This window comes from Amycolatopsis thailandensis (genome assembly GCF_002234405.1).
Lineage (GTDB): Bacteria > Actinomycetota > Actinomycetes > Mycobacteriales > Pseudonocardiaceae > Amycolatopsis > Amycolatopsis thailandensis.
Genome location: NZ_NMQT01000149.1, coordinates 1 through 24,531 on the forward strand (window position 1 = coordinate 1; position 24,531 = coordinate 24,531).

The following is a 24,531-nucleotide window of genomic DNA, read 5'->3' on the forward strand; positions in this document are numbered from 1 at the left end:
GAGACCTTGTCTGCGCCCGCGCGGGCCGGTGCCGCCGCGGGGACGACGTAGGTGTCCGGGCCGACGCTCGGCGGCCCTCCCGGACCGGGGGTACCGGCCGGGATCGCGGCGGAAACGGCGGCGTAGGCGTCGATCGCGCCCCAGCCTCGCCGGGGATCGTGCGCGCCGCTCGGCCCGCGGTGCGCGGTCAGCGTCAGCCGCGCGACGACCTGTTCGGGTGACAGCTCGGGGTGATAGGCGCGCACGAGCGCGGCGACACCCGCCACGTGCGCGGCCGCCAGGCTCGGGTCGCTCACCGGCCATCGGTGCGCCACGGTGCCGCCCGCGCCCGCGGACGTGCTGACCAGTTCGGCGCCGGGCGCGGAAACACCCACGTAGGCACCGGATTCCGTCTGCACCGCTTCGCCGGCCTGGTTGGTCGACCCCACGGCGAGCACGCCTGGTGTCGCGGTCGGGTACGACGTCTGCCCTTGCTGGCTCCCCGCGGCGGGAGAGACGATCAGCGCGCCTTTCTCCCTGGCACGCGAAACGGCGCCGCCGAGCGCGGGGCTGTCGGAAGCGGCCGGGACGGCGATCAGGATGATCCCGGCGCCGCGGTTCAGCGCGGTCTCGATGGCGGACGCGAGCTGTCCGGGATCACCGCCGCCGTTCGCCTGGGTGTAGCGGATCGGCAGGATCTTGGCGCCGGGCGCGATCCCGACGAACGTCGTGGACGGATCCGGCTGCGCGCCGACGATCCCGGCGGCGATCGTGCCCCTGCCGTCGCAGTCGTCGGACTCGGTGCCCTGGCCGCCGACGAGCTGGCCGGAGGCGAACTGGCCGTTGCTCCCGTCGACTCCGGTGCCGACCACCGCGACCAGCTGACCGGTGCCACGCGACAGTGGCCAGATCCGCGCTGGATCGATCAGCCGCTGCCCCCACGGGACGGCCGCGGTGTAGGTGCCGGACGGGTTCGCGCACTGTTCGGCGACCGCCGCCGACGGGACGGGAGCGCCGAGCAGACCCATGCCGAGCGGTCCCACGAACAGAGCGCATCCCGCGACGGCACTTTTACCGGCAAACCCCACCATTCCTCCAGAATTCCCTTGTCACACAAGGGAATTCTACTGCCGAACCTCAGCGCAGGTCCATCCCGAGGTCGAGTGCGGGCGAGGAGTGGGTGAGCGCTCCGACGGCGAGGAAGTCCACACCGGACTCCGCGTACGCCCGCGCTACGTCCAGCCGCAGCCCGCCCGAGGATTCCAGCCGGGTCTTCGGCGAGACCTCGTCGCGCCTGTCGACGGCCTTCGCGCACTCGTCGGGCGTGAAGTTGTCCAGCAGCACCTCGTCGGCCCCCGCGGCGAGCGCCTCCTCCAACTGGTCCAGGTCGTCGACCTCGACCTCGCAGTGCAATCCGGGCGCGTGTTCGCGCGCGGCGGCGAGGGCCGCGGTCACCGAACCGGCGGCGACCACGTGGTTGTCCTTGATCAGCACCGCGTCACCGAGCCCGAGCCGGTGGTTCACCCCGCCGCCCGCGCGGACGGCGTACTTCTCCAGCAACCGCAGCCCGGGCAGGGTCTTGCGGGAATCCCTTACCTTGCAATCGGTTCCCTCCAGCGCGGCCACCCAGGCGGCGGTCGCGGTGGCGATACCCGACAGGTGGCACAACAGGTTCAGCGCGGTGCGTTCGGCGGTGAGCAGGCCGCGCACCGGACCGCGGACGACCAGCGCGGGCTCACCGGCGGTCAGCCGGTCACCGTCGTCGCGGGCGGCCAGGATCTCCAGGCTCGAACCGAGCACGACGTCGAACACCGCGAGCGCCAGCGGGATCCCGGCGACCACGCCGGCCGTCCTCGGCGTGAGCTCGGCCAGCGCCTCGGCCGATTCCGGCACGGTGGCGTTCGTCGTCGCGTCGGGCCCGTAGCGCAGGTCCTCGGCCAGGGCCGTGGTGACGACGCGGTGCACATCGGCGACGTCGAGACCGTGTTCGGCCAGCGCCTTGGTGACCCACGGGGATAATTCGCTCATGCCACAACCTCCAAAGCGATCGGATCGGCCAGCACCGGCTGCCCCGACGGGCTGAGCCGGATCAGCTGGCCGCGTTGCCAGGCGCTGTCGTCACGTTCGGGGAAACTGTCGTCACGTTCGGGGAAATCGGTCCGCACGTGGCAGCCACGGGATTCCGTCCGGCGCGCGGCCGCCGCGACCAAGGCCTCCGCCACCAGCGTGAGCGCCGCGTCCTCGACGATCCGAGGCGTCCACAAAGGACTCTCGACCATCGAGAGATCCAGCACCGAGCCGACGACCGACAGGCCTTCCGCGTCCCGGCCGATCGCGGCGTAGCGGCTCATCGCCCGCTGCAGCGCGTCGCGGTCGGCCACCGGGACGGTCGCCCGGGACGCGAGCACACCGCGGCGCGGGTCGCCGAGCTGTCCGGTGGCGAGGTCCGCGGCGACCGCCTCGGCCACCCGCCGCCCGGCGACCAGGCCTTCGAGCAAACTGTTGGAGGCCAGTCGGTTCGCGCCGTGCAGGCCGGTCCTCGCGACCTCGCCCGCCGCGTAGAGGCCGAGAACGCCGGATCGTCCGTCCACAGTGGTCACAACACCGCCGCAGGCGAAATGCGCGGCGGGAGTGACCGGGATCGGATCCTTCGCCGGGTCGATCCCGAGCACCGCGCACGCCGCGTGCACGGTCGGGAACCTCTTCGCGAACCCGGAGATGCCTGTGGCGTCGAGGAGAACGTGATCGTCGATCCCGCCGGGCGCTTGCGCCATCCGGCGCGTGATCGCCGCTGAAACGACGTCCCGGGGCGCGAGATCACCGAGCGGGTGCACCCCGCGCATGACCGAAGCGCCCGTCGCGTCGTGCAGGGTCGCGCCCTCGCCGCGCACCGCCTCGGTGACCAGCGGGAGGCGGCCACGCGCGCCCGGGGTGAACAGGACCGTCGGGTGGAACTGGACGAATTCGACGTCCGCGACCTGCGCCCCCGCGCGCAACGCGAGCGCCAGCCCGTCCCCCGTGGCGATCTCCGGATTCGACGTCGCGTGGTAGAGCTGTCCCAGCCCGCCGCTGGCCAGCAGCACCGCCGGCGCCCGGACGACCCCGGGCACGCCGTCGTGGTCCAGGACGGTCACGCCGACGACCTCGCCCGCGGGCGTGCGGATCGCGTCGACGGCGATGTGGTGCTCCAGTACCGGGATCCGCCGGTCACCGGCCTTGGCGACCAGCGTCCGCTCGACCTCCGCGCCGGTCGCGTCACCACCGGCGTGGATGACGCGGAACGCGCTGTGCCCGCCTTCCCTCGTGCGGGCGAGCTCGGTCCTTCCCGCGGCCGCCGGGTCGAAGCGGGCGCCCGCGGCACGCAGCCTGGCCACCGCGGCCGGGCCGCCCGCGATGATCGAGCGGACGGCGTCGTCATCGCAAAGCCCGGCACCGGCGGTGAGCGTGTCTTCGGCGTGTTTGCCGACCGAGTCACCTTGCTCGTGCTCGCCCTCCAGCACGACGGCGATACCGCCCTGAGCCCAGCGGGTGTTCCCGTCGGAGACCGCCCCCTTGGTGACCACCAGGACGTGCAACCCGAGTTCCTGGGCGCGCAGCGCGGCGGTGAGCCCGGCCACTCCGCTGCCGATCACCACGAGATCGGCGGCGGCCTCCCAGACGGGGTGGGTTTTCGCCTGGAGAGCGGTAACCGGGCCGGTCATTCTCCGCCGCCAGGCTGCCCGATCTCGATCATGCGCTGCACGGAAGCGCGGGCCCGGGCGGCTGTCTCGGTGTCGACGTGGACCTCGTCCGCGCCCTCTCGCAACGACCGCAGCAGGGCGGCAGGCGTGATCATCTTCATGTACCGGCAGGACGCCCGGTCGTTCACCGCGCGGAAGTCGATCTCCGGCGCGGCCTTGCGCAGCTGGTGGATCATCCCGATCTCGGTGGCCACGAGCACCGACTTCGCCTTGGTGTCGCGGGCGGCGTGGACCATGTCGCCGGTCGAGAGGATCTTGACCCGCTCAGGGGCGACGGCGCCTTCTCCGGCGAGATACAGCGCCGACGTCGCGCAGCCGCATTCCGGGTGGATGAACAGGTCCGCGTCCGGGTTCTCCGAGGCCCGCTCGGCGAGCTCGGCACCGTTGATACCGGCGTGCACGTGGCATTCCCCGGCCCAGACGTGCATGTTCTCCCGGCCGGTCACGCGCTTGACGTGCGCGCCGAGGAACTGGTCCGGCAGGAACAGAACCTCCTGGTCAGCGGGGATGGAGGCGACCACGTCGACGGCGTTCGACGAGGTGCAGCAGATGTCGGTCTCGGCCTTGACCTCGGCCGTGGTGTTCACGTAGGAGACCACGACCGCGCCGGGGTGCTCGGCCTTCCAGGCGCGCAGTTCGGCGCCGGTGATCGAGTCCGCGAGCGAACAACCGGCCCGCGCGTCCGGGATCAGGACCGTCTTCTCCGGCGCCAGGATCTTCGCCGTCTCGGCCATGAAGTGCACGCCGCAGAAGACGATGGTGGACGCGTCGCTGCTCGCCGCGATCCGGCTGAGCGCGAGGGAATCGCCGGTGAAGTCGGCGATGTCCTGGATCTCGGGCACCTGATAGTTGTGCGCGAGCAGGACGGCGTCACGCTTGCGAGCGAGGCTCCGCACCTCCTCCGCCCAAGCCGCGTCGGCGACGACGCCACCGTAGGGAGTCAGGTCGTTCTCAAACGTGATCGTCATCGTTCTGGCCCTCCGGACCGATTTGTCCACTGTCGGTTTTCGCCTTACAATCGAAAACCGTGCGAAGTCATCTTAACACCCAGACCCCCCTGGCCCACGAGGTTTTGGGAGCGGTCCTTCAAGTGCGCTCGGACACACTCCGGGTCCTGCTGTGGCGGCGCGCGCTCGATCCCCACCTGGGCCGCTGGTCCCTTCCGGGCGGGAGGCTTCGCCCGGATGAAGACGTCGAGGCGTCCATTCGGCGGCAGCTCGCGGAGAAGGTCGACGTACGTCAGTTGAAGCATGTGGAGCAGCTGGCCGTGTTCAGCGCGCCGAACCGGGTGCCGGGCCCGCGCGTCGTCGCGACGGCGTTCCTCGGCCTCGTACCGTCCGATGTGGACCCCGAGATCCCGGAAGATACCGAGTGGCACGACGTTTCCGAGCTGCCGCGGACGGCGTTCGACCACGAGTCCATCGTGCTGCGCGCGCGGGACAGGCTCCGCTCGAAGCTCTGCTACACGAATCTCGGGTTCGCGCTGGCCCCGGAAGAGTTCACCGTTTCGGCGTTACGGGGGCTGTACTCGGCTGCGCTCGGTTACCGGGTCTCCGCGACGAACCTGCAGCGCGTGCTGTCCCGGCGCGGACTGCTCCTCCCCACCGGCCACACCGCCCCGCCCGGGCGCAGCGGTGGACGTCCGGCGGCGCTCTTCTCCTTCGCGGGCAAGGGGATGCAGATCACCGATCCGTTCGCGGTGTTCCGTCCGCCCGCCGGAAAGTGACCGTCCTGCGAAGTCCTCGCGGTCCCCGTACCTTGAACGGGTGACCGAGCCGAGCGATGAGTCCTCCGGGAAGGCGATCTTGCCGCTGTTCCCGCTACAGACCGTGCTTCTGCCCGGAACACACCTCCCGTTGCACATTTTCGAACCGCGCTACCGGCAGCTGATGGCCGACCTGGTCGGCGACGTCGTCCCGGACCGCGAGTTCGGCGTCATCGCGCTGCGTTCGGCGATGATCCGGGAGGTGAGCGGGCCCGAGCACGTCCACGAGGTCGGCTGCAGCACGGTGCTGCGCGAGGCGAAACGACTGCCGGACGGCAGATTCGACGTCGTCACCACCGCGCGGCGCCGCTTCCGGCTGCTCGAGATCGACCGCGTTTCCGCGCCGTACCTGATCGGCTCGGTCGAATGGGTGCCCGACGACCGGGTCGCCTCGGTACACGGCGACACCGTGACCAGGCTCGCCGACGTCGCAAAAGCGGCTCACCGGCGCTATTGCGAGTCCGCCTGGAACGCCGACGACTGGACCACACCGCCCGAAGACGGCGACATCGCGGCGCTCGCGTACCGGCTCACGTCGGACTGCCTGCTCCCCTTGGAAGACCGGCAGCGCCTGCTGGAGGAGACCAACCCGCTGCGGCGGCTGAGGATCGCGTGCCGGCTGCTGACGCGGGAGGCCGGGTTCCTCAGCACGCTCGGCGCGGTCCCGATGCCGCCGGGGGAACTCGGCGAGTTCACGCGCCCCTCGAACCTGAATTAGGCCCCCTCAAGCGCTATGAAAGGCCCCTTCATTGCAAATTTTGCAATGAAGGGGCCTTTCATAGCACGCGCGAAACTTACTTGCCGGACTCCGGAGCGCTCTCGCCGTCCGCCCCGTTCCCACCGGTCCCGAACTTGCTCCACACCTTGCCCGCCGCCCCGGACACCGCCTCGCCGACGTCGCTGAACACCTTCATCAGCGGGTCGGACGAGCTGTTCCAGGAGTCCTTGTACGACTTCGCGGCCGATTTCAGGTCGTCGCTCCAGGTGGACGACGGCGCGTCCGCGTCGCGGCGCGGGTACCCGCCGGCCAGGATGCCCCGGTACTCCTCGGAAGCGGCCCACTTCTGCAACTGCGCCGCGCGCACGACGGCCAGCGGATGCGACATCGTCTCGACGTAACGCAGCTTCAGGTAGCTGTCGCGGATGTCCTCGACCGACTCGTACTCCGACGCCTGCTGCAGGAACGCCGGGATGTCGATCTTCGACGGGTCGATCCCGCCCGCGACCAGGATCTGCGACCGCAGCGCCGCCGTCGGGTCCTGCGAGCACAGCAGCCCGGCGCGGTCGCAGGACAGCTCGGCCTTGCGGTACCACTCGCGCAGCGCGGCGATGACGACGCGGATGCCGATGGCGCTCACCGGCGTCCACGACATCGACATCTGCAAGCCGATCAGCCGGATCATGATCGTGCGGTACACCGCGTGCCCGGACAGCACGTGTCCCATCTCGTGCCCGATCACGAACCGCAGCGACGCGAGGTCCATCGCCTCGACGGCCGCGGTGTTGAGCACGATGAACGGCTCGTCCATGCCGATCGTCTGCGCGTTGACCTCGGGACTGCGGGCGACGAACAGGTTCGGCACGCGGTCGAGGTCGAGCGTCTCGGCGCATTCGTTGCGCAGCTTGTCCAGTTCCGGATACTGCTTCGGGCCGACCCGGATCCCGGACGCGAGCGCCATGAGCCGCTCACCACGCTCGGCGTAAAAGCCCGAAACGGCCTTCACGACCTGCGCGAATCCGGGGACCGCGCGAAGCGTCGCCAGAGCACCGCGGTCGACGGGATGCTCGTAGGCGCGCGGGCTGATACCCGGGAAGCGGACGGCGTTGTGCCGGGAAACCTCGATGTCGTCGGTCAAGAGAAAGCCCCCTAGAGAAGTTGCCGCCCACCCTAGAGGAAATTCGTCAGCCGAGACGGCGACCCAGGTCTTCTCGTCCGTTCCACGCGGTCAGCAGCGTGTAGGCCAGCGTCGTCATCAGCGGCGCGGCGAGCATGATCCACGGCGATTCGATCTGCGGCGCCTTCGCGATGATGTCCCCGACGGCGGGCGCCGAAGTGATCTCGTAGCGGCCGTTGGCGAACGAGACGCCCATCGTCGTGCCCAGCCAGCCCGCGAGGGTCGCGCCGCCGGTCGCCGCGATCAGCACGACCGGGCCGCGGCGCTCCCGCAGCAACCAGGTCACGATGCCGATCAGCAGCCCGGCGCCGAGCGCGAGGAAGCCGTAGATGGCGAGGTCGTCGAAACGGTGCCAGCTCTCGAGTTCCAGTGGCGCGAGGCCGCCGCGGTCGTTGATCACCCGCATCCGCTGCGGCGGCGCGAGCCGAGACCACAGCCAGGCCAGCGGAAACCCGAGCAGCCCCGCCGTGGACAGCACGCTGACCGCGGGCAGCAGATCCGCCTTGACGACGACCTTGGGGTGCGGGCGGCGTGGCTTCGGCAGCACGGGCACCGACCAGGGATCGGGCACGCTGGAAGACAGGTGTGCCGGTTTGCCCGTCGTCTCGCCCAACCCGGACTCCTCCCTCACGCTGCTTGTGCAGAGCGTAACCAATGACGCTCCCAGCGCACGCAACCCGGCACGCATCTCTCGCGTTTCGTCCTCTGGATGCGGTAGATGCGCGTGCAACTAACGCATTTAGAGGACGAAACGCGCAAAGTCAGCCGGCGAGTTCACCGTGACGGCTGCATCGGGCCGTCCAGCCCACCGGGGTGATCTGGACGACCATCCGCCGCGCGCAGAACGTGCAGTAGCGCGGCGGTTCGAGTGCCGTTCTCGGGTTGTGACAGGCGGAATGTTCCGCGCCACCGTCGGACGTCTGTCCACAGTGGACGCAGAACGCCGGTCGGTCAGAGGACGTCACTGATCGCCTTCACCGGCATCTTCAGCTCGTCGAGCATCTCCAGGTCCGCGGTGGCCGGGCGGCCGAGGTTGGTCAGGTAGTTGCCGACGATGATCGCGTTGATGCCGCCGAGCATGCCCTGCTTGGTGCCCAGGTCGCCGAAGGTCAGCTCACGGCCGCCGGAGAAGCGGAGCAGCGGACGCGGCATCGCCAGCCGGAACGCGGCCACGGTGCGCAGCGCGTCCTTGCCCTCGACGACCTCGTAGCCCTCGTACGGCGTCCCCGGCTGCGGGATGAGGAAGTTCATCGTGCATTCGTCCGGGTTCAGCTCGGCCAGCTGCGCGGCGAACTCGGCGCGCTGTTCGACGCTCTCCCCCATGCCGATGATGCCGCCGCAGCAGACCTCCATGCCCGCCTCGCGGATCATCCGCAGGGTCTCCCAGCGCTCTTCCCACGTATGCGTGGTGACGACGTTCGCGAAGTGCGAGCGCGCGGTCTCCAGGTTGTGGTTGTAGCGGTGCACGCCCATCTCGACGAGCTCGTCGACCTGCTCCTGCGTGAGCATGCCGAGCGAGCAGGCGATCTGGATGTCGTTGCCGTCCTCGCGGATGGCCTTGATCCCCTCGCGGACCTGCGAGAGCAGCCGCTTGTCGGGGCCGCGGACGGCGGCGACGATGCAGAACTCGGTCGCGCCGGTCTCGGCGGTCTGGCGGGCGGCCTTGACCAGGCCGGGGATGTCCAGCCACGCCGAACGCACCGGCGTCGGGAAGCGCCCGGACTGCGAGCAGAAGTGGCAGTCCTCGGGGCAGCCGCCGGTCTTGAGGCTGATGATGCCCTCGACCTCGACCTCGGGGCCGCACCAGCGCATCCGGACCTCGTGGGCCAGCGCCAGCAGGTCGGTCAGGTGGTCGTCGTCGAGCTTCAGGACCTCGACGAGCTGCTCTTCGCTGAGCCCGACACCACGCTCGAGGACCTGGTCACGCGCCACGGCGAGGATGTCGACGGTCTCCGGGGCTGTGGTCACGAGGCGGCTCCTGTTCGGGGTGGGGCGGTAGTGCGAAGGCACATCATCGTGCACGACCGGGCGCCTCGGTGACAGCGACGCAGGTCACTTCTGGGCCGAGGCGCGGCCGACGAAGCATTCCGGGTCGAACTCCCCGCCGAACCACGGCGAGAGACCCGCCCTGGCCTTGGCGGCGAACTCCTCGGGCCCGGCGTCCCCGAGACCGGCGGGCAGCACGCCCAGCAGCGGGGCGCCGGCGGCGACCGGCAGGTCCTGCAGGTTCGACACCGACGCCAGATCCGGGTCTTCGGGCCACGAGCCGATGATGACCCCGGCGACGGTGAGGCCGCGTTTGGTCGCGACCTCGGCGGTCAGGGCGGTCGCGTTGAGCGTGCCCAGCCCGGCCTCGGCCACGACGATCACCAGCGCGCCGAGCGACCAGGCGACGTCGGCGAGCGAGGCGCCGTCGGCGTCGAACCGGACCAGCAGCCCGCCCGCGCCCTCGATGAGGGTGAGGTCGTGCTCGCCGTTCAGGTCGCTCGCGGCCGCGGCGATCTCGCTCGGCGGCAGCGTCGGCAGGCCCGAAAGCCTGGACGCCGCCTCCGGCGACAGCGGATCCGGGTATCGCCGCAGCTCACGAGTGGTGACCGGCCCGGCGAGCCGGAGGACGTCGGCGAGATCACCCGGCTCGTCCGGTCCGACTCCGGTCTGCGCCGGTTTCAGGACGGCGACGCGTTGGCCCTGCCCGGCGGCCAGCGCGGCGATGGCGGCGGTGGTGATCGTCTTGCCGACACCCGTACCGGTGCCGGTTATGACCAGCATGCTCACGTAGGAACAACTTAGTGGGTCCGGATCGAGTCCCACTGAACGGCGTCCGTTAGCCCCCGGAAGTGGTGACGGCCCCGACCGGTGTGAACGACGGGCTCTCGTCATCCGACAGGTAGACCTGCGCCGCCCCGACGTCGAAGTACATGCCGGTCAGGTGGAGCTCGCCGCGCGCCTCCGCCTCGGCGATCAGCGGGTAGTGGCGCAGGTGCTCCAGCTGCTGCAGCACGTTCTGCAGCGCCAGCCGGTTGACCTCCGTGTCCGGGCGTTCGCCGTCGAGGGTCACCGAGACCTTGCGCTGGGCGCTCGGCTCGGCGTGCTTCAGCCAGGACACCAGCATCGGCGCGCCGTCGGGGGCACCGGTGACCAGCGCCTGCATCGCGCCACAGCCGGAATGCCCGCAGACCACGATCTCACGCACCTTCAGCACGCCGACGGCGAACTCGACGGTGGCGCCCATCGACGGGTCGGCCCGGCGGGCGGGCACGAGGTTCCCGATGTTGCGGACGGTGAACAGGTCCCCGGGACCGCTCGTGGTGATCATGTTCGGCACGATCCGCGCGTCACCGCAGGTGATGAACAGGGTGTGCGGCGACTGTCCGCCCGCCAGCTTGCTGAGCGCGGGCTGCATGAGCGCGGCCGTGCGCCGCTGGAACTCGGTCGCGCCGCGCAGCGTCGGCCCGCCACGCTGACCGGGCAGTTCGACGTCCTTGGCCTGCCAGTCGGACCACGGCGCGAGGAACCGCGGCACCGAACGCGCGGCGGCCGTCCTGGACAGGGTGGGATCGCCGGATTTGCCGTTGGCGAACCACGGATGCCCGACCTCGTCGACGATCACCTCGCCGCCGGCGCGTTCGTGTCCCTGCTGCCAGTTCGAAAGGCTCTCGAAGGCGGCGTGGTCGAGATAGTCGACGACGAGCTCCAGGGTCACCTTCGCGCCGTCGGGCACGGTCGCGAGCACCCGGCTGAGCCTCGGCACCGAAAGGAAGGTCAGGACACCTTCGACGACGACGCGCCATTCGTCACCGTCGCGTTCGGCGTGGATCCCGGACCACACGGTGCGCCGCAGCATCAGCAGCACCGAAAGCCCGATGCCGAGCAGAACGCCGGTGAGCAGGTCGAAGACGACGACGCCGGCGAGCGTCACCAGGTACAGCCCCAGGTCGCCGTGCTTGAGGACCTGCTTGATGTGGCCGGGGTTCACCAGTTTCGCGCCGACGTGGACGAGCAGTCCGGCCAGCGCGGCGAGCGGGATGTTCTGGATCAGCCCGGCGAACGCGGCGACGAACACCAGGATCCAGACCCCGTGCAGGACCGCCGAAGCGCGGGTGCGGGCACCGGCGGCGACGTTGGTCGAGCTGCGGACGATCACGCCGGTGACCGGGAGTCCGCCCAGCGCGCCGGAGGTCATGTTCGCGGTGCCCTGTCCGATCAGTTCGCGGTCGAGGTTCGACCGCGGCCCGGTGTGCATCTTGTCGACCGCGACGGCCGACAGCAGGCTCTCCACGCTCGCGATCAGGGCGATGGTGATGACCGCGAGGGCGAACGCGCCCCAGCCGGTGTCCGGGAATTCGGGCGCGAAACGGATGTTGAGCAGGTCACCGGGCAGGTTGACGCGGGGCAGGGTCATTCCGGCGACGACGGACAGCACGGTCACCAGCGCGATCGCGGCGAGCGGGCCCGGCACCTTGCGGACGGACTTGGGCAGCCGCGGCCACAGCAGCAGGATGCCGATGGTGAGCACGCCGATCAGCGCGGCGGTGTCGTGGTGGCCGACGATCTGCGCGGGCAGTTCGGCGATGTTCTTGAGCGCGGAGCTCTGCGCCGATCCGCCCAGGACGACGTGGAGCTGGCCGAGGACGATCGTGACGCCGATACCGGCGAGCATGCCGTGCACGATGGCGGGCGAGATCGCGAGCGCCGCGCGGGCGATGCGGCTCAGCCCGAGCAGGATCTGGAGCGCCCCCGCGGCGACGGTGATCGCACAGGTGGTCGCCCAGCCGAAGGTCGCGATCGTCTCGGCCATGATCACCGTCAGACCGGCGGCCGGGCCGCTGACCTGCAGCGGGGAGCCGCCGAGGGCTCCGGCGACCACACCTCCCACCACGGCCGCGATCAGCCCCGCGACGATCGGCGCCCCTGACGCGAGAGCGATCCCGAGCGAGAGCGGGACGGCGACGAGGAACACCACCAACGAGGCGGGCAGGTCGTGACGGAGCACGGCGAGAGGTTTCTTGGACACCAACATGATCACCAGGAAACTGGTGATTTGTCCGCTATGCACCACCTGATCGAGTGAACATCGTCCTTCAGAAGGGTGGCGTGGCCCACGTTCGGGCCGTTTTGTTGCCTGGAGATGGCGTCGATGTTGCGAAAAGCCTTAAGTCCTCCCGGATCCTGGGAAATAACGGTCGGCCGCCCGGCCAACGGAGCTGAGGCGTCTGCACCGCTCTGGCCGCCAGGTCACGACCTTCGGGATCGCCCCTTCACGGACAGCAGGCGGGCACGCGGCGGCACCGAGTCGGTCGAGGGGGTCGTGAGTGGCAAGTGGGGTTAGAACGACACTTGCCACTCACGACTCAGGACTTCACCGGTGAAGCGGCCGAAGTGAACGACCGGTGCGCCGCGTCGAGCAGGTACACGTTCGCTTTCCCGACGTCGAAGTACATGCCCGTCAGCCAGAGTTCGCCCCGCGCCAGCGCGGCCTCGACCACCGGGTACGAGCGCAGGTTTTCCAGTTGCTGCACCACGTTGTGCAGGGCGAGCCGATCACCCTCCTGTGCGGGGCGGGCGCCGTCGAGCAGCACCGGCCCTTCACTGGCCTGGCGCCGCATCGTCGCCTCACCGTGGCGCAGCCAGCCACCGAGGTGCGCGAGCCCGGTGGGCGCGTCGCCGAGCAACGCCTTCATCGCCCCGCAACCGGAATGCCCGCACACCACCACTTCCCGCACGTTCAGCAGACCGACGGCGTACTCGATCGCCGCCCCCACCGAGAAATCCGCTTCGGCGCCGGCGTGCGGGACGAGGTTCCCGATGTTCCGCACGGTGAACAGGTCCCCCGGCCCGCTGGTCGTGATCAGGTTCGGCACGATCCGCGCGTCGCCACAGGTGACGAACAACGTGTGCGGCTGCTGGCCGTTCGCCAGCCCGTCCCAGGTGCTCCGCAGCAGCGGCGCCGTCCGGCGCTGGAATTCCGAGGCGCCACGGCACAACGGGACGCTGCCTCCGCGCTGGCTCGGCAGTTCGAGGTGTTCCGCCTGCCATTCCGACCACGGCGCGAGCCAGCGCGGCACCACCCGGGAGGCGACACCGCGGCGCACGGTCGGCACACCGGCCTTGCCGCGTTCGAACCATGGATGCCCGATCTCGTCGACGATCACGACTCCCCCGGCGCGTTCGTACGCGCGCTGCCAGCCGCGCAGGCAGTCGAAAGCGGCGTGGTCGAGGTAGTCGACGAAGAGCTCCAGCGTCACTTCCGAACGCGCGGGGACTTCGGCCAGGACGGTCGTGAGCCTTGGCACGGAAAGGAAGGTGAGCGCGCCTTCGATGACGACGCGCGTCCGCGAACCGTCCTGTTCGACGTGGATCCCGGAGAACAGCATCCGGCGCAGCATCAGCGCGAGCGCCACCGCGATCCCCGCGGCGACGCCGGTGAGCAGGTTGACGGCGACAGCGCCGAGCAGGGTCGCGAGGTAGACCGGCAGGTCGCCGTGGCGGCGGACCTCGCGCAGATTGGTGACATTGACCAGTTTCGCGCCGACGTAGACGAGGAGACCGGCGAGCGCGGCGAGCGGGATCAGTCGCAGCGCGCCCGCCAGGAACAGGCAGCAGCCGAGGATCCAGACGCTGTGCAGGATCGCCGACGCCCGGGTGCGGGCGCCCGCTTCGAAGTTGGTCATGGTGCGCACGACGACGCCGGTGACCGGGAACCCGCCGAGCGATCCGGCGGCGACGTTCGCCAGGCCCTGGCCGATCAGCTCACGGTTGAGGTCGGTGCGCGGCCCATCGCGCAGCTTGTCGATGGAGACGGCGGAAAGCAGGCTCTCCAGGCTGGCGATGAGCGCGATGGAGAGGACGGCGGCGATGATCGCCGCCCAGGACCCGGACGGCGCCTCGGGCACGAAACCCAGCCCTGGCAAGCCGTTCGGGAGGTCGACGCGCGGCAGGTCCAGGCCGGCCGCGACGGAAAGGCCGGTCGCCAGCGCGACGGCGGCGAGCGGACCGGGAACGCGGCGCACCGAACGCGGCATCCGGGTCCACGCCAGCAGCACGCCGACGGTGACGACGCCGACGAGCGCGGCCTGGTCGTGGTGGCCGACGATCCGGCCCGGCAGCGCGAGGATGTTCGCGATCGTGGAGCTTCCCGCGACCCCGCCGAGCACGACGTGCAACTGGCCGAGGACGAGGATCAGCCCGATCCCGGCGAGCAGGCCGTGCACGATGGCCGGGGAGATGGCCAGTGCGGCGCGGGCGACCCGGCTGACGCCGAAGAGGATCTGCACCACGCCCGCCGCTGCGGTGATCGCGCAGGTGGCGGCCCAGCCGAAGGCGGAGATGGTCTCCGCGATGACGATGGTCAGCGCGGCGGACGGGCCGCTGACCTGGAGAACGGAAGCACCGAAGAGGCTCGCGACGACGCCGCCGACGACGGCGGAGATGAGTCCGGCGAGCAGAGGGGCTCCGGCGGCGTGTGCGACGCCGAGCGAAAGCGGGACGGCCACGAGGAAGACGACGACCGAAGCCGGGAGGTCGTGGCGAAGGTTCTTCAGGAGGGTCGATGTGGGATTGCGGCGGCCCGGAGGCCCGGTGTCGTGCTCGTCACCAACGATGTCGATCATGGGGGCAGGAAACCCGATCGACGCGCAAAAGTCTGCTACGCAAAGGTTTCTCAGGTTTGCTTGTGCGCCGAAGAACTAGGGCATAACACCTTTTCGCGACAAAACGCCCGAGAAGGGTCCCGAACGGACTCGCCCGTTCGCTTGACCACGACCACCCCGCGACCACGCTCTGTACCCAGCGTGGCCTTTGCGGATTGCTGTGGCCGCCGTCACACTCTTTCGGTTGAATTCAGCCCGTTTCAGGCTTTTTGCGCGGCCGCGACCACGGCCGAGGTGATCGTCGCGAGGTCCTCGGCCTCGGAGATGTAGGGCGGCATCGTGTAGATCAGGTTCCGGAACGGGCGCAGCCAGACGCCGTTCGCGGTGAGCACATCGGTCGCGACAGCCATGTCCACCGGGTGGTCCAGTTCCACCACGCCGATGGCGCCGAGCACCCGCACGTCAGCGACCGAAGACAGCTCGCGAGCCGGTTCCAGCCCGGCCTTCAGCGCGGCTTCGATCCGCGGGACGTCGGACTTCCAGCCGCCTTCGGCCAGGATCCCCAGCGAGGCGTTGGCGACTGCGCAGGAAAGAGGGTTACCCATGAAGGTCGGCCCGTGCGCCAGTACCGGCAGTTCGCCGCGCGAGATCCCGTCGGCGATCTCCGGTGTGCACAACGCCGCCGCCATCGTCAGGTAACCGCCGGTCAGCGCCTTGCCGAGGCACAGGACGTCCGGGGTGACCCCGGCGTGCTCGGCGGCGAACATCCTGCCGGTGCGGCCGAACCCAGTGGCGATCTCGTCGAAGATGAGCAGGACGCCGTTGGCCTCGGTGATTTCGCGCAGCGCGCGCAGGTACGCGGGCGGGTGGAACCGCATGCCGCCGGCGCCCTGGACGACCGGTTCGACGATGATCGCGGCGAGTTCGCCCGCGTGCTTCTCGATTTCGGTCGCGAGCAGGTCGAGGTAGGCCTGGTCCGGCTCGTCGCCGAAGCCGCCGGGAGGCTTGGGCAGGAACAGCTGGTCCGGCAGGATCCCGCGCCACAGCGAGTGCATCCCGCCCTCGGGGTCGCAGACGCTCATCGGCGTGAACGTGTCGCCGTGGTAGCCGCCGCGCCAGGTCATCAGGCGTCGCTTTTCCTTGCGCCCCACCGACTGCCAGTACTGCAGGCACATCTTGACGGCGACCTCGACCGACACCGACCCGGAGTCGCACAGGAAGACGTGCCGCAGGCCGTCCGGGGCGAGATCGACCAGCGTCTTCGCCAGCCGGATGGCCGGCTCGTGGGTGAGCCCGCCGAACATCACGTGACTCATCCGGCCCGCCTGCTCGGCCAGCGCCGCGTCCAGCACCGGGTTCCGGTAGCCGTGGATCGCCGCCCACCAGGAGGACATGCCGTCGACCAGCTCGCGGCCGTCGTCGAGGGTGAGCCGGACCCCGCTCGCCTCGCGGACCAGCAGGGAGTCGATCGGGCTCGGCATCGGCCCGTACGGGTGCCAGACGTGTTCCGCGTCGAGCGCGAGGAGTTCGGCGGCGTCCATCCGGCGACCCTACGACACACCCCGCTCAGCGCAGGCGCACAGGGAGGGTTTCCAGGCCGTGGACGAGGGTGCTTTCCCGCCACCGCAAGGTTTCCGGGTCGGCGTCCAGGCCAAGGCCCGGGAACCGCTCCAGCAGGCCGCGCAACGCGATCTCCGCCTCCAGCCTGGCCAGCGGGGCGCCGACGCAGTGGTGGATCCCGTGCCCGAAAGCGAGATGCCCGGCCGCCGGCCGCGTGACGTCCAGCCGCTGCGGGTCTTCGAACCGCTCGGCGTCCCGGTTCGCGCCGATCAGGGAGACGAGCACGAACTCGTCCGCCGGGATCTCGACGTCGCCGACCAGGACGGATTCCCTGGTGAACCGGATGGTCGCCAGGTGGATCGCGCCGTCGTACCGCAGGAACTCCTCGACCGCTCCGGGCAGCAGGGCGGGATCGGCGCGGAGCGCGGCCAGCTGCTCCGGCTCGCGCAGCAGCGCGAGAACGCTGTTGGCGATCAGGTTGACCGTCGTCTCGAACCCCGCCACCAGCAGGAGGAACGCCATCGACAACAGCTCGTCCCCGGAGAGCGAGTCGCCCTCGTCGCTGGCGTGGATCAGACCGGAAAGCAGGTCTTCGGCGGGTTTCGCGCGCTTTTCCTCGATGAGGTCGACGAGGTACGCGTGCATCTTCGCCGCCGCGGCACGGAGTTCCTCCGGCGTCGACCAGGCGAGCATCGTGTTCGACCACTTCGCGAACGCCGGCTGGTCGCCCGCGTGGACGCCGAGCAGTTCGCAGATGACCCGGATCGGCAGCGGGACGGCGAACGAGGGCAGGAGGTCGACGCGCTCGGCGTCACCGATGTCGGCCAGCAGTTCGGCGGTGATCTGCTCGATCCTCGGCCGCAGCCGGGAAACGGTACGCGAGGTGAAGGCCTGGTTGACCAGTTTGCGCAACCGCGTGTGGTCCGGCGGATCCGAGTTGAGCATATGGCCCGTCAGCGCGCGGACGGCGCTGTCACCGGCGGATTCGAAGCCGTCGCGTTCGAAGAGGCGCTGGACCTCGCGGGTGTCCTTGGCCATACGGGGATCCGCGAGCACGGCGCGGGCCTCGGCGTAGCCGGTGACGAGCCAGACCTCCAGGCCGCGCGGCAGGCGCACCTTCCGGACCCGGCCGCTTTCCCGCAGCAGCGCGGAGACCCGGTGCGGTTCCTGGACGAGATCCCAGGCAAGGGGCATGACTTCTTCGGCTGCCACCATCGGTACGCCTCCCCAGCGCGCCGGTCAGCGTTCGGCCAGCGCGGCCACCACTCGCTCGGTCACTTCGGTCCAGTATGCCCGCTGTTCCTCGCGTTCGTCGGCGCCCGCGAGCCATTCCTGATGGAACCGGAGCGTGGTCTTCTGCTCGGTGCCGCTCACCGTGATCTGGAGGGTGGAGTCGTGGTCCCAGTCCTTCGGCCGCCAGGTCAGCCGGAGCTTGTCGCCCTCGGAACGACCGCGGATCTCGCCGGTCGTCCCGTTGGCCGTCTCGTACGCCGCGCCCGGCTCGCTGCCGAGTTCGGCGCCCGGACCGAGCCAGATCTCCACGCCGTCGCGTCCGACCAGGAAGTCCCACACCTGCGTGCCGTTGTACGGCACCGTCTGGGAAACGCCTACCTGCCAACCACTTCCGGCTGTTTTGGCCGTTGCTTTGGTCACGCGGGCCATCATCCCATCGGGTGTACCGTGCATCAGTCACCGGTCCGGGTGGAGGATCTCTTTCCGTGCGCTACCGTCCGATTTCTCCCGCTCTGCTGGTCTCCGAACTGACCGAACGCATCACGGCGATCACGGGCCGCCGCCGGATCGCGGTCGCGATCGACGGCGCGGCCGGTGCGACCGAAACCACAGAACTCGCCGACGCCCTGGTCGATCCCCTGCGGGTCGCCGGTCACGCGGCGCTGAGGATCTCGGCGAACGACTTCCTCCGGCCCGCGTCGCTGCGCTTCGAACGGGGCAAAAAGGACCCGGACTCGCGCTACACCGACTGGCTCGACCTCGGCGCCCTGCGCCGCGAGGTGCTCGACCCGCTCGCCGAGGACGGCAGCGGCCTGGTCCTCCCGTCGCTGTGGGACCCGGTGCGCGATCGCGCCACCAGGGCCGAACGCGTCGAACTGCCCGAAGGCGGCGTCGTCCTGCTGGACGGCGAATTCCTGTTCGGAGCCGGGCTCGCTTTCGACCTGAGCGTGCACCTGTGGCTCTCGCCCGCCGCGCTCAAGCGGCGGGTGCCCGACGAATGGGCGCTCCCCGCCTACGAGCGCTACGAACAGGAAGTCGACCCGGCGGCGCTGTCCGATGTGGTGATCCGCGTCGACGACCCGAAGCACCCGGCGCGCTACGAACCCTGACCCGTCACCGCACCGCAGCGACCGGATCGCCGTCGAGCAGGCCGGAAAGCCTGCCCGCCATGGTGTCCCATCGCCAGTTCTCGCTGACCCACTCGCGGCCGGCGGCGCCCATGCGCCGCGCCCGCACCGGATCGGCCAGCAGCGCGGCCAGCGTGTCCCGAAGCTGCTGTTCGTCGCGACCGTCGACGACGTGCCCGGTGACCTCGTCGAGCACCGTTTCCGGCGCACCGCCGGAATTCCCGGCGACGACCGGCAGCCCGGTCGCCGAGGCCTCCAGGTACACGATGCCCAGCCCCTCGACGTCGAGTCCCTTCCCCCGTGTCCGCGCCGGCATCGCGAAGACGTCGCCCGCGTTGTAGTGCGCGGGCAATTCCTTCCACGGCACCGATCCGGTGATGACGACGCTGTCCTGGACCCCCAGCGCGTCGACGAGCCCGGTGAGCGTCTTGCGATACGGGCCGCCGCCGACGATCAGCAGCGCCACGTCCGGGATCCGTTCGCGGAGTTCGGGCAGGATCCTGATGAGCATGTCCTGGCCCTTGCGCGGCACCAGCCGCGAAACGCAGACGATCGTCGGACGGTCGCCGAGACCGTGCCGATCGCGGATCTCCTTGCCCGCGGCGTCGTCCGGCCGGTAGAGCTCGGTGTCGACGCCGCACGGGAGCATCTCCAGGCCGGCCATCGGGCCGAAAGCGGCCGAAAACCGGGAACGCGTGTACTTGCTGACGTAGGTGATCACGTCGACGGTGTCGCCGATCCGCCGCAACGCCTGCCGTGAGCCCGGGAGCATCGACCAGCCGACCTCGTGGCCGTGTGTCGACGCCAGCACCCGGCGGGCGCCGGCCGACCGCAGCGAATGCCCCAGCAGCGCGAGCGGCGCGGCGGCGCCGAACCAGACGGCCTCGCAGTCGCGGGCGCGCATGATCTCCTTGGCCCGCTTGAGAACATCCGGGGTCGGCAGCATCAGGGACGTCGGATGGCGCACCACCTCGAACGGGGCGGCGGCGTCGAACTCGCCGTGCGAGCCGGTGCTCGATTCCCAGGACGGGGCGTAGACGACGAGGTCGTCCGCGGGCAGGCGGGTGGCCAATGAATTCAGGTAGTTCTGGATGCCGCCCGGCCGGGGCGGGAAGTCGTTGGTCACCAGCAGCGTCCTCAGCACCCCTGCAGGCTACTTGGCCCCGGACACGCGAAAGGGGCGGCACCGCTTGCGCGGCACCGCCCCTTTTTTCCCGCTGTTCGTCAGGCCGTCGGGCGACGGGCTCCGACGTAGTTGTTCTGCAGCGGCGACACCTTGACGACGTCACCGGTGGTCGGCGCGTGCACCATCATGCCGTTGCCGACGTACATGCCCACGTGCGAAACCGGCGAGTTGTAGAACACCAGGTCGCCCGGCTGGAGCTGCGAGCGCTGCACCGGGGCGCCGAAGGTCGACTGCTGACGGCTGGACCGCGGCAGGGTGAGCCCCGCCTGCTTGTACGCCCACAGCATCAGACCCGAGCAGTCGAAGGACGACGGGCCGACGTCACCCCAGCCGTAGGGGCTGCCGAGCTTGCTCTTCGCGGCCGAAAGGGCCGCGGCGGCCTCGGGACCCGGGGCGGGCAGGTTGGGGAACGCGCCGCCCTTGTCCTTCTGGGCGTTCTTGTCCGCGGCGCTCAGGTTGCCGCTGGCCCGCTGGATCTCCTTGAGCTGGTCGTCCAGCGTCTTCTTGCGCGCCTCGATGTCCGTCGTCAGCTTGGCGGCGGTGTCACGGGCGGAAGTGGCCGTGTTCTGCGCGTCCGCCGCCTGCTTCGCGGCGGCCGCGGACTGGGCGACGGCGCCGCTCAGGTTGTTCAGGGCGGTGTTCTTGTTCGCCGCGAGGACCTCGAGCGCCGAGGAGCGCTCCAGGAAGTCCTGGGTCGACGCGCCCGACAGCAGCGAGGACAGCTTGTTCAGCTGCACACCGCTGGTGAAGGAGGCACCGGCGAACTTGTTCACCTCGTCCTGGAACGTCTTCTCGTCACCGGCCGCCTTGACACCGAGGTCCTTGGCGGCAGCGGCGTCGGCGGTGGCCTTGTCGAGCTCGCCCTGCTTCGCGGCGAGATCGTCCTTCGCCTTGAGGAGGTCTTCGTTCGCCTTCTCCGCCTGCGCCGCGAGGTCGCGGTACTTGGCGAGGGCGTCCGAGCCGGAGGGGGGCTGCTGGGGGGCGGGGGCTGGGGCTGCAGTGGCAGCAGGCTGGGCGACCGTTACTGCGGTGATCACCGCGGCCGCGGCCAAAGCTCCTGACACCACGCGCTTGACTGGATGCGACTGCACGGTCGCGCGTGTCTCCTTTGCTGTCGGCCACCGACTCGGAACCCGGGACGAAGAGGTCGGGGGCCCTCTTCCACGGAGCCGCGTCGCCGACCGTGAGGTCCGCGCGGTTCCCCGCGTTCCCGCCTCGCGCCTGGCCGAGTGCTATCGCAACAGGTTTGGCGCAAGGCTGGTTCTGGTGCAACTCCCCGACAAAGCTGCTTCAGTGGCGATCCCGTGTCGCCGTCTGGCGACGACTTCCGGCCACGAGATCTCGGACAGGTTACGAAACCCCGGGCACCACGTCCACCATGGCAGGCACAAAAACTCTCCGTGATGCGCCGAAACACCTTCGGACCAGCATGAGCGGAAAGTTGTGACGGGCGTTACATCCTGGGGCTGATCTCGACTACCTACCGTTCACCTGATCGGATCGACCACTCGTCGAATGTCCCGGTCGCGGCGTGTCTCAGGCCGACTTCCGGCGCTCCTGGCCGGCGATCTCGACCATCCGGAGGCGCGGGACCATTCCGGCTTCGGCGAGCGCGTCGACCGCCTTCCGCTCGTCGGCGTCCCATTCGAGCGCGAGTGGCGCGCCGAGGAGAACACTGACGACACAGTCATGACACGCGTCACCGCGGACCGCGCACCGGTCGCAATCGATGACGAGCGTCTCTATGTCCGCTATATCTGCGATGGCCTTGTCGTCCATCCCGGGCTCCTCACTTTCAGTGGTGAGGCACACATTAAGAGCGACCACCGACAGTTTCGCGCTCGTGAGTGGCTAGGACGGTTAGAACCGTCCTAGCCACTCACGAGACTTGAGTTGTCCACAACCGCCCTCTCCATCCACAACTTCCGCCTGCCGCCCCCTCGGTCGCCTTCGCCGGGCCACCGTGGACAGGTGCCCCTACACAAACGCTGGTCGGAAGAAGCCATTCCGGCCGAACAACGACCGAGCTGGCCGATCCTGCTGCGGGAGCAGCACGGGATCGTGACGAGAGCCCAGTTGCTCGCCTATGGACACACCAGGGCGGACATAGTCGCCAACCTGGACGCGGGACGCTGGCAACGTGTACTGCCGCGGGTCTACGCGACTTTCACAGGCCCTCTACCGAGGGAAGCGGAAATCCATGCCGCCCTCCGCTACGGCGGCGGGCACGCGGTGCTGAGCCATCGCACCGCCGCGGAGGAATGGCGTCTCCTGCCGGTTGCTGACGGGCCGATCGAGATCACCGTCCCCTATTCCGGTTCGGCGATTTCCCAGCGGCCCTTGGTGAAGGTCCACCGGTCGCGAGCGCTCCCGTATTCCGCGGCCGAAACATGGCCGCCGCGCACCAAGCTCACGGACACGATCGTCGATCTGGCGGCTTCCCGGCCCACTGCGCGAGAGGCGGTGAACGTCGTCGTCGATCTGGTCAGCCGGAGCAAAGTCCCACTGTCCGCCATGCGGGACTGCGTCTCGATGCGCCCGCCGTACAGATTCCGCGCCGAGATCCAGCGAGGTCTCGAACTGGTCGCCGGTGGCCTCATGTCGGCGCTCGAAGTGGAGTTCAAGGAACAAGTCGAGGAACGGCACGGGCTGCCGTCAGGCGACCGGCAGACAGCCGTCGAGGTCGACGGCAAAACGCTGTGGGAGGACGTCACCTACGATTCGCACGGGGCGCGCCTGACCGTCCGATTGGACGGGCGGGCGACCCATGCGATGGCCGCGATCGCCTTCCGGGATCGGCGGCGGGACAACGCCGCGGAACTCGCCGGCCGGGCCCGCCTGGTCTACGGCTGGCAAGACGTCCGGAACTCGCCTTGCCAAGTCGCTGCCGAGGTCCGCGAGATCCTCATCCGGGAAGGGTGGCGCCCGACGACCGAACGCGTCAGCTGCCCGACCTGCTCGTGAGTGATAAGGATGGTTCTAACCGTCCTAGCCACTCACGACCCCCACGCCTGCCGCACCCCTGATTCAGACCCGGCTGAGCCTCGACACCAGCACCGCGGAAGGCACCGGATGCGCGCCCTTGCGCCGCACCGAGTCCGCCACCGCCCGGTCCGTGCTCGCGACCACCATCGGCCGCCCGGGCGGCTCCGCCGCGACCAGGGACCGGATGACGTCGTCCGCGAGCACGCCGCGTTCGGAGAACAGCACCCGCACCCCGCGCGGCACCGCCGCGGGTACGGAAAGGACACCGGCGCCGTCGAACACCACGGTCACCTCGGCCGACGTCCGCGCCGCGAGCGCGGAAAGCTGGTGGATCAGCCGGTCTCGCTGATCGGAAAGCGCCATCTCCGGATACCCGGTCTTCGTGACGTTGTAGCCGTCGACGATCAGGTGCACGTTGGGCAGCGCGAGATGCCTGTCGAGCGCGGTGACGTCCTGGATCTTGCCGCCCGCGCCCAGCCCCGACGTCGCGCCGCGGACCATGTCCGCCGGACGCTGGCCCCGCGCGCTCACCGAAAGTTCCCGGCGCAGCCCGCCGACGGCGCCTTCGATCGTGTCCAGCAACAGTCCGAGCCGGACCTCGTCCGCCTGACGGGCCTCACGCGCCGACTGACGCGCGATCTCGGCGTCCGTGACGGCTTTCTCCGCCCGCGCCCGCTCCGTCGCGACACGCTGCTTCTCACGGTCCAATTGGGCCTTCAGCGCCTTGATCTCCTCGGCGCGCTCGGCCCCTCCGCTTTCCAGCTGGGCGTGAGCCTCGGCGACGGCGTCCCTGGCCTGTCGCAACTGGACACCTTGCTCCCGCAGGCGCTTCAGCAATTTGTCGACTTCGGCGTCGCGTTCGCCCCGCGCACCACCGGCGATCTCCTTGGCCTCGCGCAACTCCTCGCGCACCTGGACCAATTCGGACTCGAGCCGCTGGTTGCGGGCGAGCGCCGCGTCGCGTTCGGCGCGCAACGCCGTCTCCTCGGCGTTCTTCGCCACCAGCCGGACCCGGCCCGCCGCGCCCGCCTCACCCAGCAGCACGGCGGCGGCCGCCGCGGCGACGGAGTCGGGGGCGTTCGGGTCGAGGGCGTCCTTGCGGTGGTCACGAAGCCATTCGGTGACCGCGACCCGGAACTGCGAAGACTCCCCCAGCGCGGCGAGCAACGCCGTCCCGCCGAGTTTCGCGCGTTTCGCCGGGGCGAATTTCGCGACCGGGCGAAGCTGCCTCGGCACGTCGGCGACCGGGAGCTTGCCGACGGCGGCGGCCGCGAGCTCGGCGATCCGCTCCCGCACCAGCTCCGGCAGTGCCGTCCAGCCCTCGGCCGGCACCTCTTCCGTCGTCTCCTCGTCACCCGCCGACACCACGACACCCGAGGGGCCGCCGGTGGCGTCCTCGGGCGATTCGGGCACTGCGGGCTGCGGTTGCATCGCTCCAGCGTAGGCCCCATGGGCTCGGGCCGCGCTCAATG

General features: G+C 70.1%; 22 protein-coding genes. 4 read left to right on the plus strand and 18 right to left on the minus strand.

The genetic code is table 11. The annotated features are described in order from the left end of the window. From CFP71_RS36700 to nadA, 4 genes are all read right to left on the minus strand, one after another. A partial coding sequence (locus tag CFP71_RS36700) for a S8 family serine peptidase (RefSeq protein ID WP_093938535.1) occupies positions 1-1,070 on the minus strand: 1,070 nt, incomplete at its 3' end. Between the two features lie 46 nt (positions 1,071-1,116). Continuing rightward, positions 1,117-2,007, minus strand: a complete 891-nt coding sequence (gene nadC / locus CFP71_RS36705) for a carboxylating nicotinate-nucleotide diphosphorylase (RefSeq protein WP_093938511.1) — start codon at positions 2,005-2,007, stop codon at positions 1,117-1,119. Further along, complete coding sequence (locus CFP71_RS36710) at positions 2,004-3,680, minus strand: L-aspartate oxidase (protein WP_093938512.1); 1,677 nt, start codon at positions 3,678-3,680, stop codon at positions 2,004-2,006. Before CFP71_RS36710 ends, nadC begins: the two co-directional genes overlap by 4 nt. Further along, entirely contained in the window at positions 3,677-4,687 is a 1,011-nt protein-coding gene (nadA, locus tag CFP71_RS36715; RefSeq protein WP_093938513.1) for a quinolinate synthase NadA, read from the minus strand. The genes CFP71_RS36710 and nadA overlap by 4 nt, the downstream gene beginning before the upstream one ends. Before the next feature lie 122 nt (positions 4,688-4,809). Between nadA and CFP71_RS36720 the strand changes: the two genes are divergently transcribed. Further along, the gene (locus CFP71_RS36720; protein ID WP_093938514.1) at positions 4,810-5,445 is read left to right on the plus strand and encodes an NUDIX hydrolase; all 636 of its coding nucleotides are present in this window, start codon (positions 4,810-4,812) and stop codon (positions 5,443-5,445) included. A 40-nt stretch (positions 5,446-5,485) separates the two neighbouring features. Then, positions 5,486-6,202: an LON peptidase substrate-binding domain-containing protein gene (locus CFP71_RS36725; protein ID WP_093938515.1), complete on the plus strand. Its 717-nt coding sequence runs from the start codon at positions 5,486-5,488 to the stop codon at positions 6,200-6,202. 76 nt (positions 6,203-6,278) lie between these two features. Here the strand turns inward: CFP71_RS36725 and CFP71_RS36730 are convergent, their stop codons facing one another. The 10 genes from CFP71_RS36730 to CFP71_RS36775 all read right to left on the minus strand — a co-directional run bounded on the left by CFP71_RS36730 (position 6,279) and on the right by CFP71_RS36775 (position 18,121). After that, complete coding sequence (locus CFP71_RS36730) at positions 6,279-7,340, minus strand: M48 family metallopeptidase (protein ID WP_093938516.1); 1,062 nt, start codon at positions 7,338-7,340, stop codon at positions 6,279-6,281. Positions 7,341-7,386: 46 nt separating this feature from the next. After that, positions 7,387-7,992, minus strand: a complete 606-nt coding sequence (locus CFP71_RS36735) for a DUF2567 domain-containing protein (protein ID WP_093938517.1) — start codon at positions 7,990-7,992, stop codon at positions 7,387-7,389. Between the two features lie 148 nt (positions 7,993-8,140). Then, positions 8,141-8,344 (minus strand): biotin synthase auxiliary protein BsaP, encoded by a 204-nt coding sequence (gene bsaP, locus CFP71_RS36740; protein ID WP_093938518.1) that lies wholly within the window; start codon positions 8,342-8,344, stop codon positions 8,141-8,143. After that, entirely contained in the window at positions 8,331-9,347 is a 1,017-nt protein-coding gene (gene bioB, locus CFP71_RS36745; RefSeq protein ID WP_093938519.1) for a biotin synthase BioB, read from the minus strand. Before bioB ends, bsaP begins: the two co-directional genes overlap by 14 nt. 84 nt (positions 9,348-9,431) lie before the next feature. Further along, positions 9,432-10,154 carry a dethiobiotin synthase gene (bioD, locus tag CFP71_RS36750; protein ID WP_093938520.1) on the minus strand — a complete coding sequence of 241 codons (723 nt, stop codon included), beginning with the start codon at positions 10,152-10,154 and terminating at the stop codon, positions 9,432-9,434. 49 nt (positions 10,155-10,203) lie between these two features. Continuing rightward, positions 10,204-12,399, minus strand: coding sequence for a SulP family inorganic anion transporter (locus CFP71_RS36755; RefSeq protein ID WP_208636121.1), 2,196 nt, complete (start codon positions 12,397-12,399; stop codon positions 10,204-10,206). Between the two features lie 331 nt (positions 12,400-12,730). Beyond that, positions 12,731-14,989 carry a bifunctional SulP family inorganic anion transporter/carbonic anhydrase gene (locus CFP71_RS36760; RefSeq protein WP_093938521.1) on the minus strand — a complete coding sequence of 753 codons (2,259 nt, stop codon included), beginning with the start codon at positions 14,987-14,989 and terminating at the stop codon, positions 12,731-12,733. Positions 14,990-15,228: 239 nt separating this feature from the next. Then, on the minus strand, positions 15,229-16,509 hold the full coding sequence (locus tag CFP71_RS36765; RefSeq protein ID WP_093938522.1) for an adenosylmethionine--8-amino-7-oxononanoate transaminase: 1,281 nt from the start codon (positions 16,507-16,509) through the stop codon (positions 15,229-15,231). Between the two features lie 25 nt (positions 16,510-16,534). After that, on the minus strand, positions 16,535-17,743 hold the full coding sequence (locus CFP71_RS36770) for a cytochrome P450 family protein (protein ID WP_093938523.1): 1,209 nt from the start codon (positions 17,741-17,743) through the stop codon (positions 16,535-16,537). 24 nt (positions 17,744-17,767) lie between these two features. After that, entirely contained in the window at positions 17,768-18,121 is a 354-nt protein-coding gene (locus CFP71_RS36775) for an SRPBCC domain-containing protein (protein WP_093938524.1), read from the minus strand. A 125-nt stretch (positions 18,122-18,246) separates the two neighbouring features. On the opposite strand from CFP71_RS36775, the gene CFP71_RS36780 reads away from it, so the two are divergent. After that, positions 18,247-18,870, plus strand: a complete 624-nt coding sequence (locus tag CFP71_RS36780; RefSeq protein ID WP_093938525.1) for a nucleoside/nucleotide kinase family protein — start codon at positions 18,247-18,249, stop codon at positions 18,868-18,870. Between the two features lie 4 nt (positions 18,871-18,874). Here CFP71_RS36780 and CFP71_RS36785 read toward each other — a convergent pair whose 3' ends face one another. The 3 genes from CFP71_RS36785 to CFP71_RS36795 form a co-directional block, all read right to left on the minus strand. Then, a complete protein-coding gene (locus CFP71_RS36785) occupies positions 18,875-20,032 on the minus strand; it encodes a glycosyltransferase family 4 protein (protein WP_208636122.1) in 1,158 nt (385 codons plus the stop codon). 80 nt (positions 20,033-20,112) lie between these two features. Continuing rightward, on the minus strand, positions 20,113-21,165 hold the full coding sequence (locus CFP71_RS36790) for a C40 family peptidase (RefSeq protein WP_208636123.1): 1,053 nt from the start codon (positions 21,163-21,165) through the stop codon (positions 20,113-20,115). 445 nt (positions 21,166-21,610) lie between these two features. Continuing rightward, positions 21,611-21,853 carry a hypothetical protein gene (locus CFP71_RS36795; RefSeq protein WP_093938528.1) on the minus strand — a complete coding sequence of 81 codons (243 nt, stop codon included), beginning with the start codon at positions 21,851-21,853 and terminating at the stop codon, positions 21,611-21,613. Between the two features lie 192 nt (positions 21,854-22,045). Here CFP71_RS36795 and CFP71_RS36800 point away from each other — a divergent pair, with 192 nt between their 5' ends. After that, positions 22,046-23,038 carry a hypothetical protein gene (locus tag CFP71_RS36800; protein ID WP_093938529.1) on the plus strand — a complete coding sequence of 331 codons (993 nt, stop codon included), beginning with the start codon at positions 22,046-22,048 and terminating at the stop codon, positions 23,036-23,038. A gap of 63 nt (positions 23,039-23,101) precedes the next feature. Here the strand turns inward: CFP71_RS36800 and CFP71_RS36805 are convergent, their stop codons facing one another. Beyond that, a complete protein-coding gene (locus CFP71_RS36805) occupies positions 23,102-24,490 on the minus strand; it encodes an NYN domain-containing protein (RefSeq protein WP_093938530.1) in 1,389 nt (462 codons plus the stop codon). Positions 24,491-24,531 lie beyond the last annotated feature (41 nt).

Bases quoted from the DNA above. Each gene is read 5' to 3' on its own strand.
- nadC (WP_093938511.1), bottom strand. From the start codon at position 2,007: ATGAGCGAATTATCCCCGTGGGTCACCAAGGCGCTGGCCGAACACGGT.
- CFP71_RS36710 (WP_093938512.1), bottom strand. From the start codon at position 3,680: ATGACCGGCCCGGTTACCGCTCTCCAGGCGAAAACCCACCCCGTCTGG.
- nadA (WP_093938513.1), bottom strand. From the start codon at position 4,687: ATGACGATCACGTTTGAGAACGACCTGACTCCCTACGGTGGCGTCGTC.
- CFP71_RS36755 (WP_208636121.1), bottom strand. From the start codon at position 12,399: ATGTTGGTGTCCAAGAAACCTCTCGCCGTGCTCCGTCACGACCTGCCC.
- CFP71_RS36760 (WP_093938521.1), bottom strand. From the start codon at position 14,989: ATGATCGACATCGTTGGTGACGAGCACGACACCGGGCCTCCGGGCCGC.
- CFP71_RS36765 (WP_093938522.1), bottom strand. From the start codon at position 16,509: ATGGACGCCGCCGAACTCCTCGCGCTCGACGCGGAACACGTCTGGCAC.
- CFP71_RS36770 (WP_093938523.1), bottom strand. From the start codon at position 17,743: ATGGTGGCAGCCGAAGAAGTCATGCCCCTTGCCTGGGATCTCGTCCAG.
- CFP71_RS36795 (WP_093938528.1), bottom strand. From the start codon at position 21,853: ATGGACGACAAGGCCATCGCAGATATAGCGGACATAGAGACGCTCGTC.
- CFP71_RS36805 (WP_093938530.1), bottom strand. From the start codon at position 24,490: ATGCAACCGCAGCCCGCAGTGCCCGAATCGCCCGAGGACGCCACCGGC.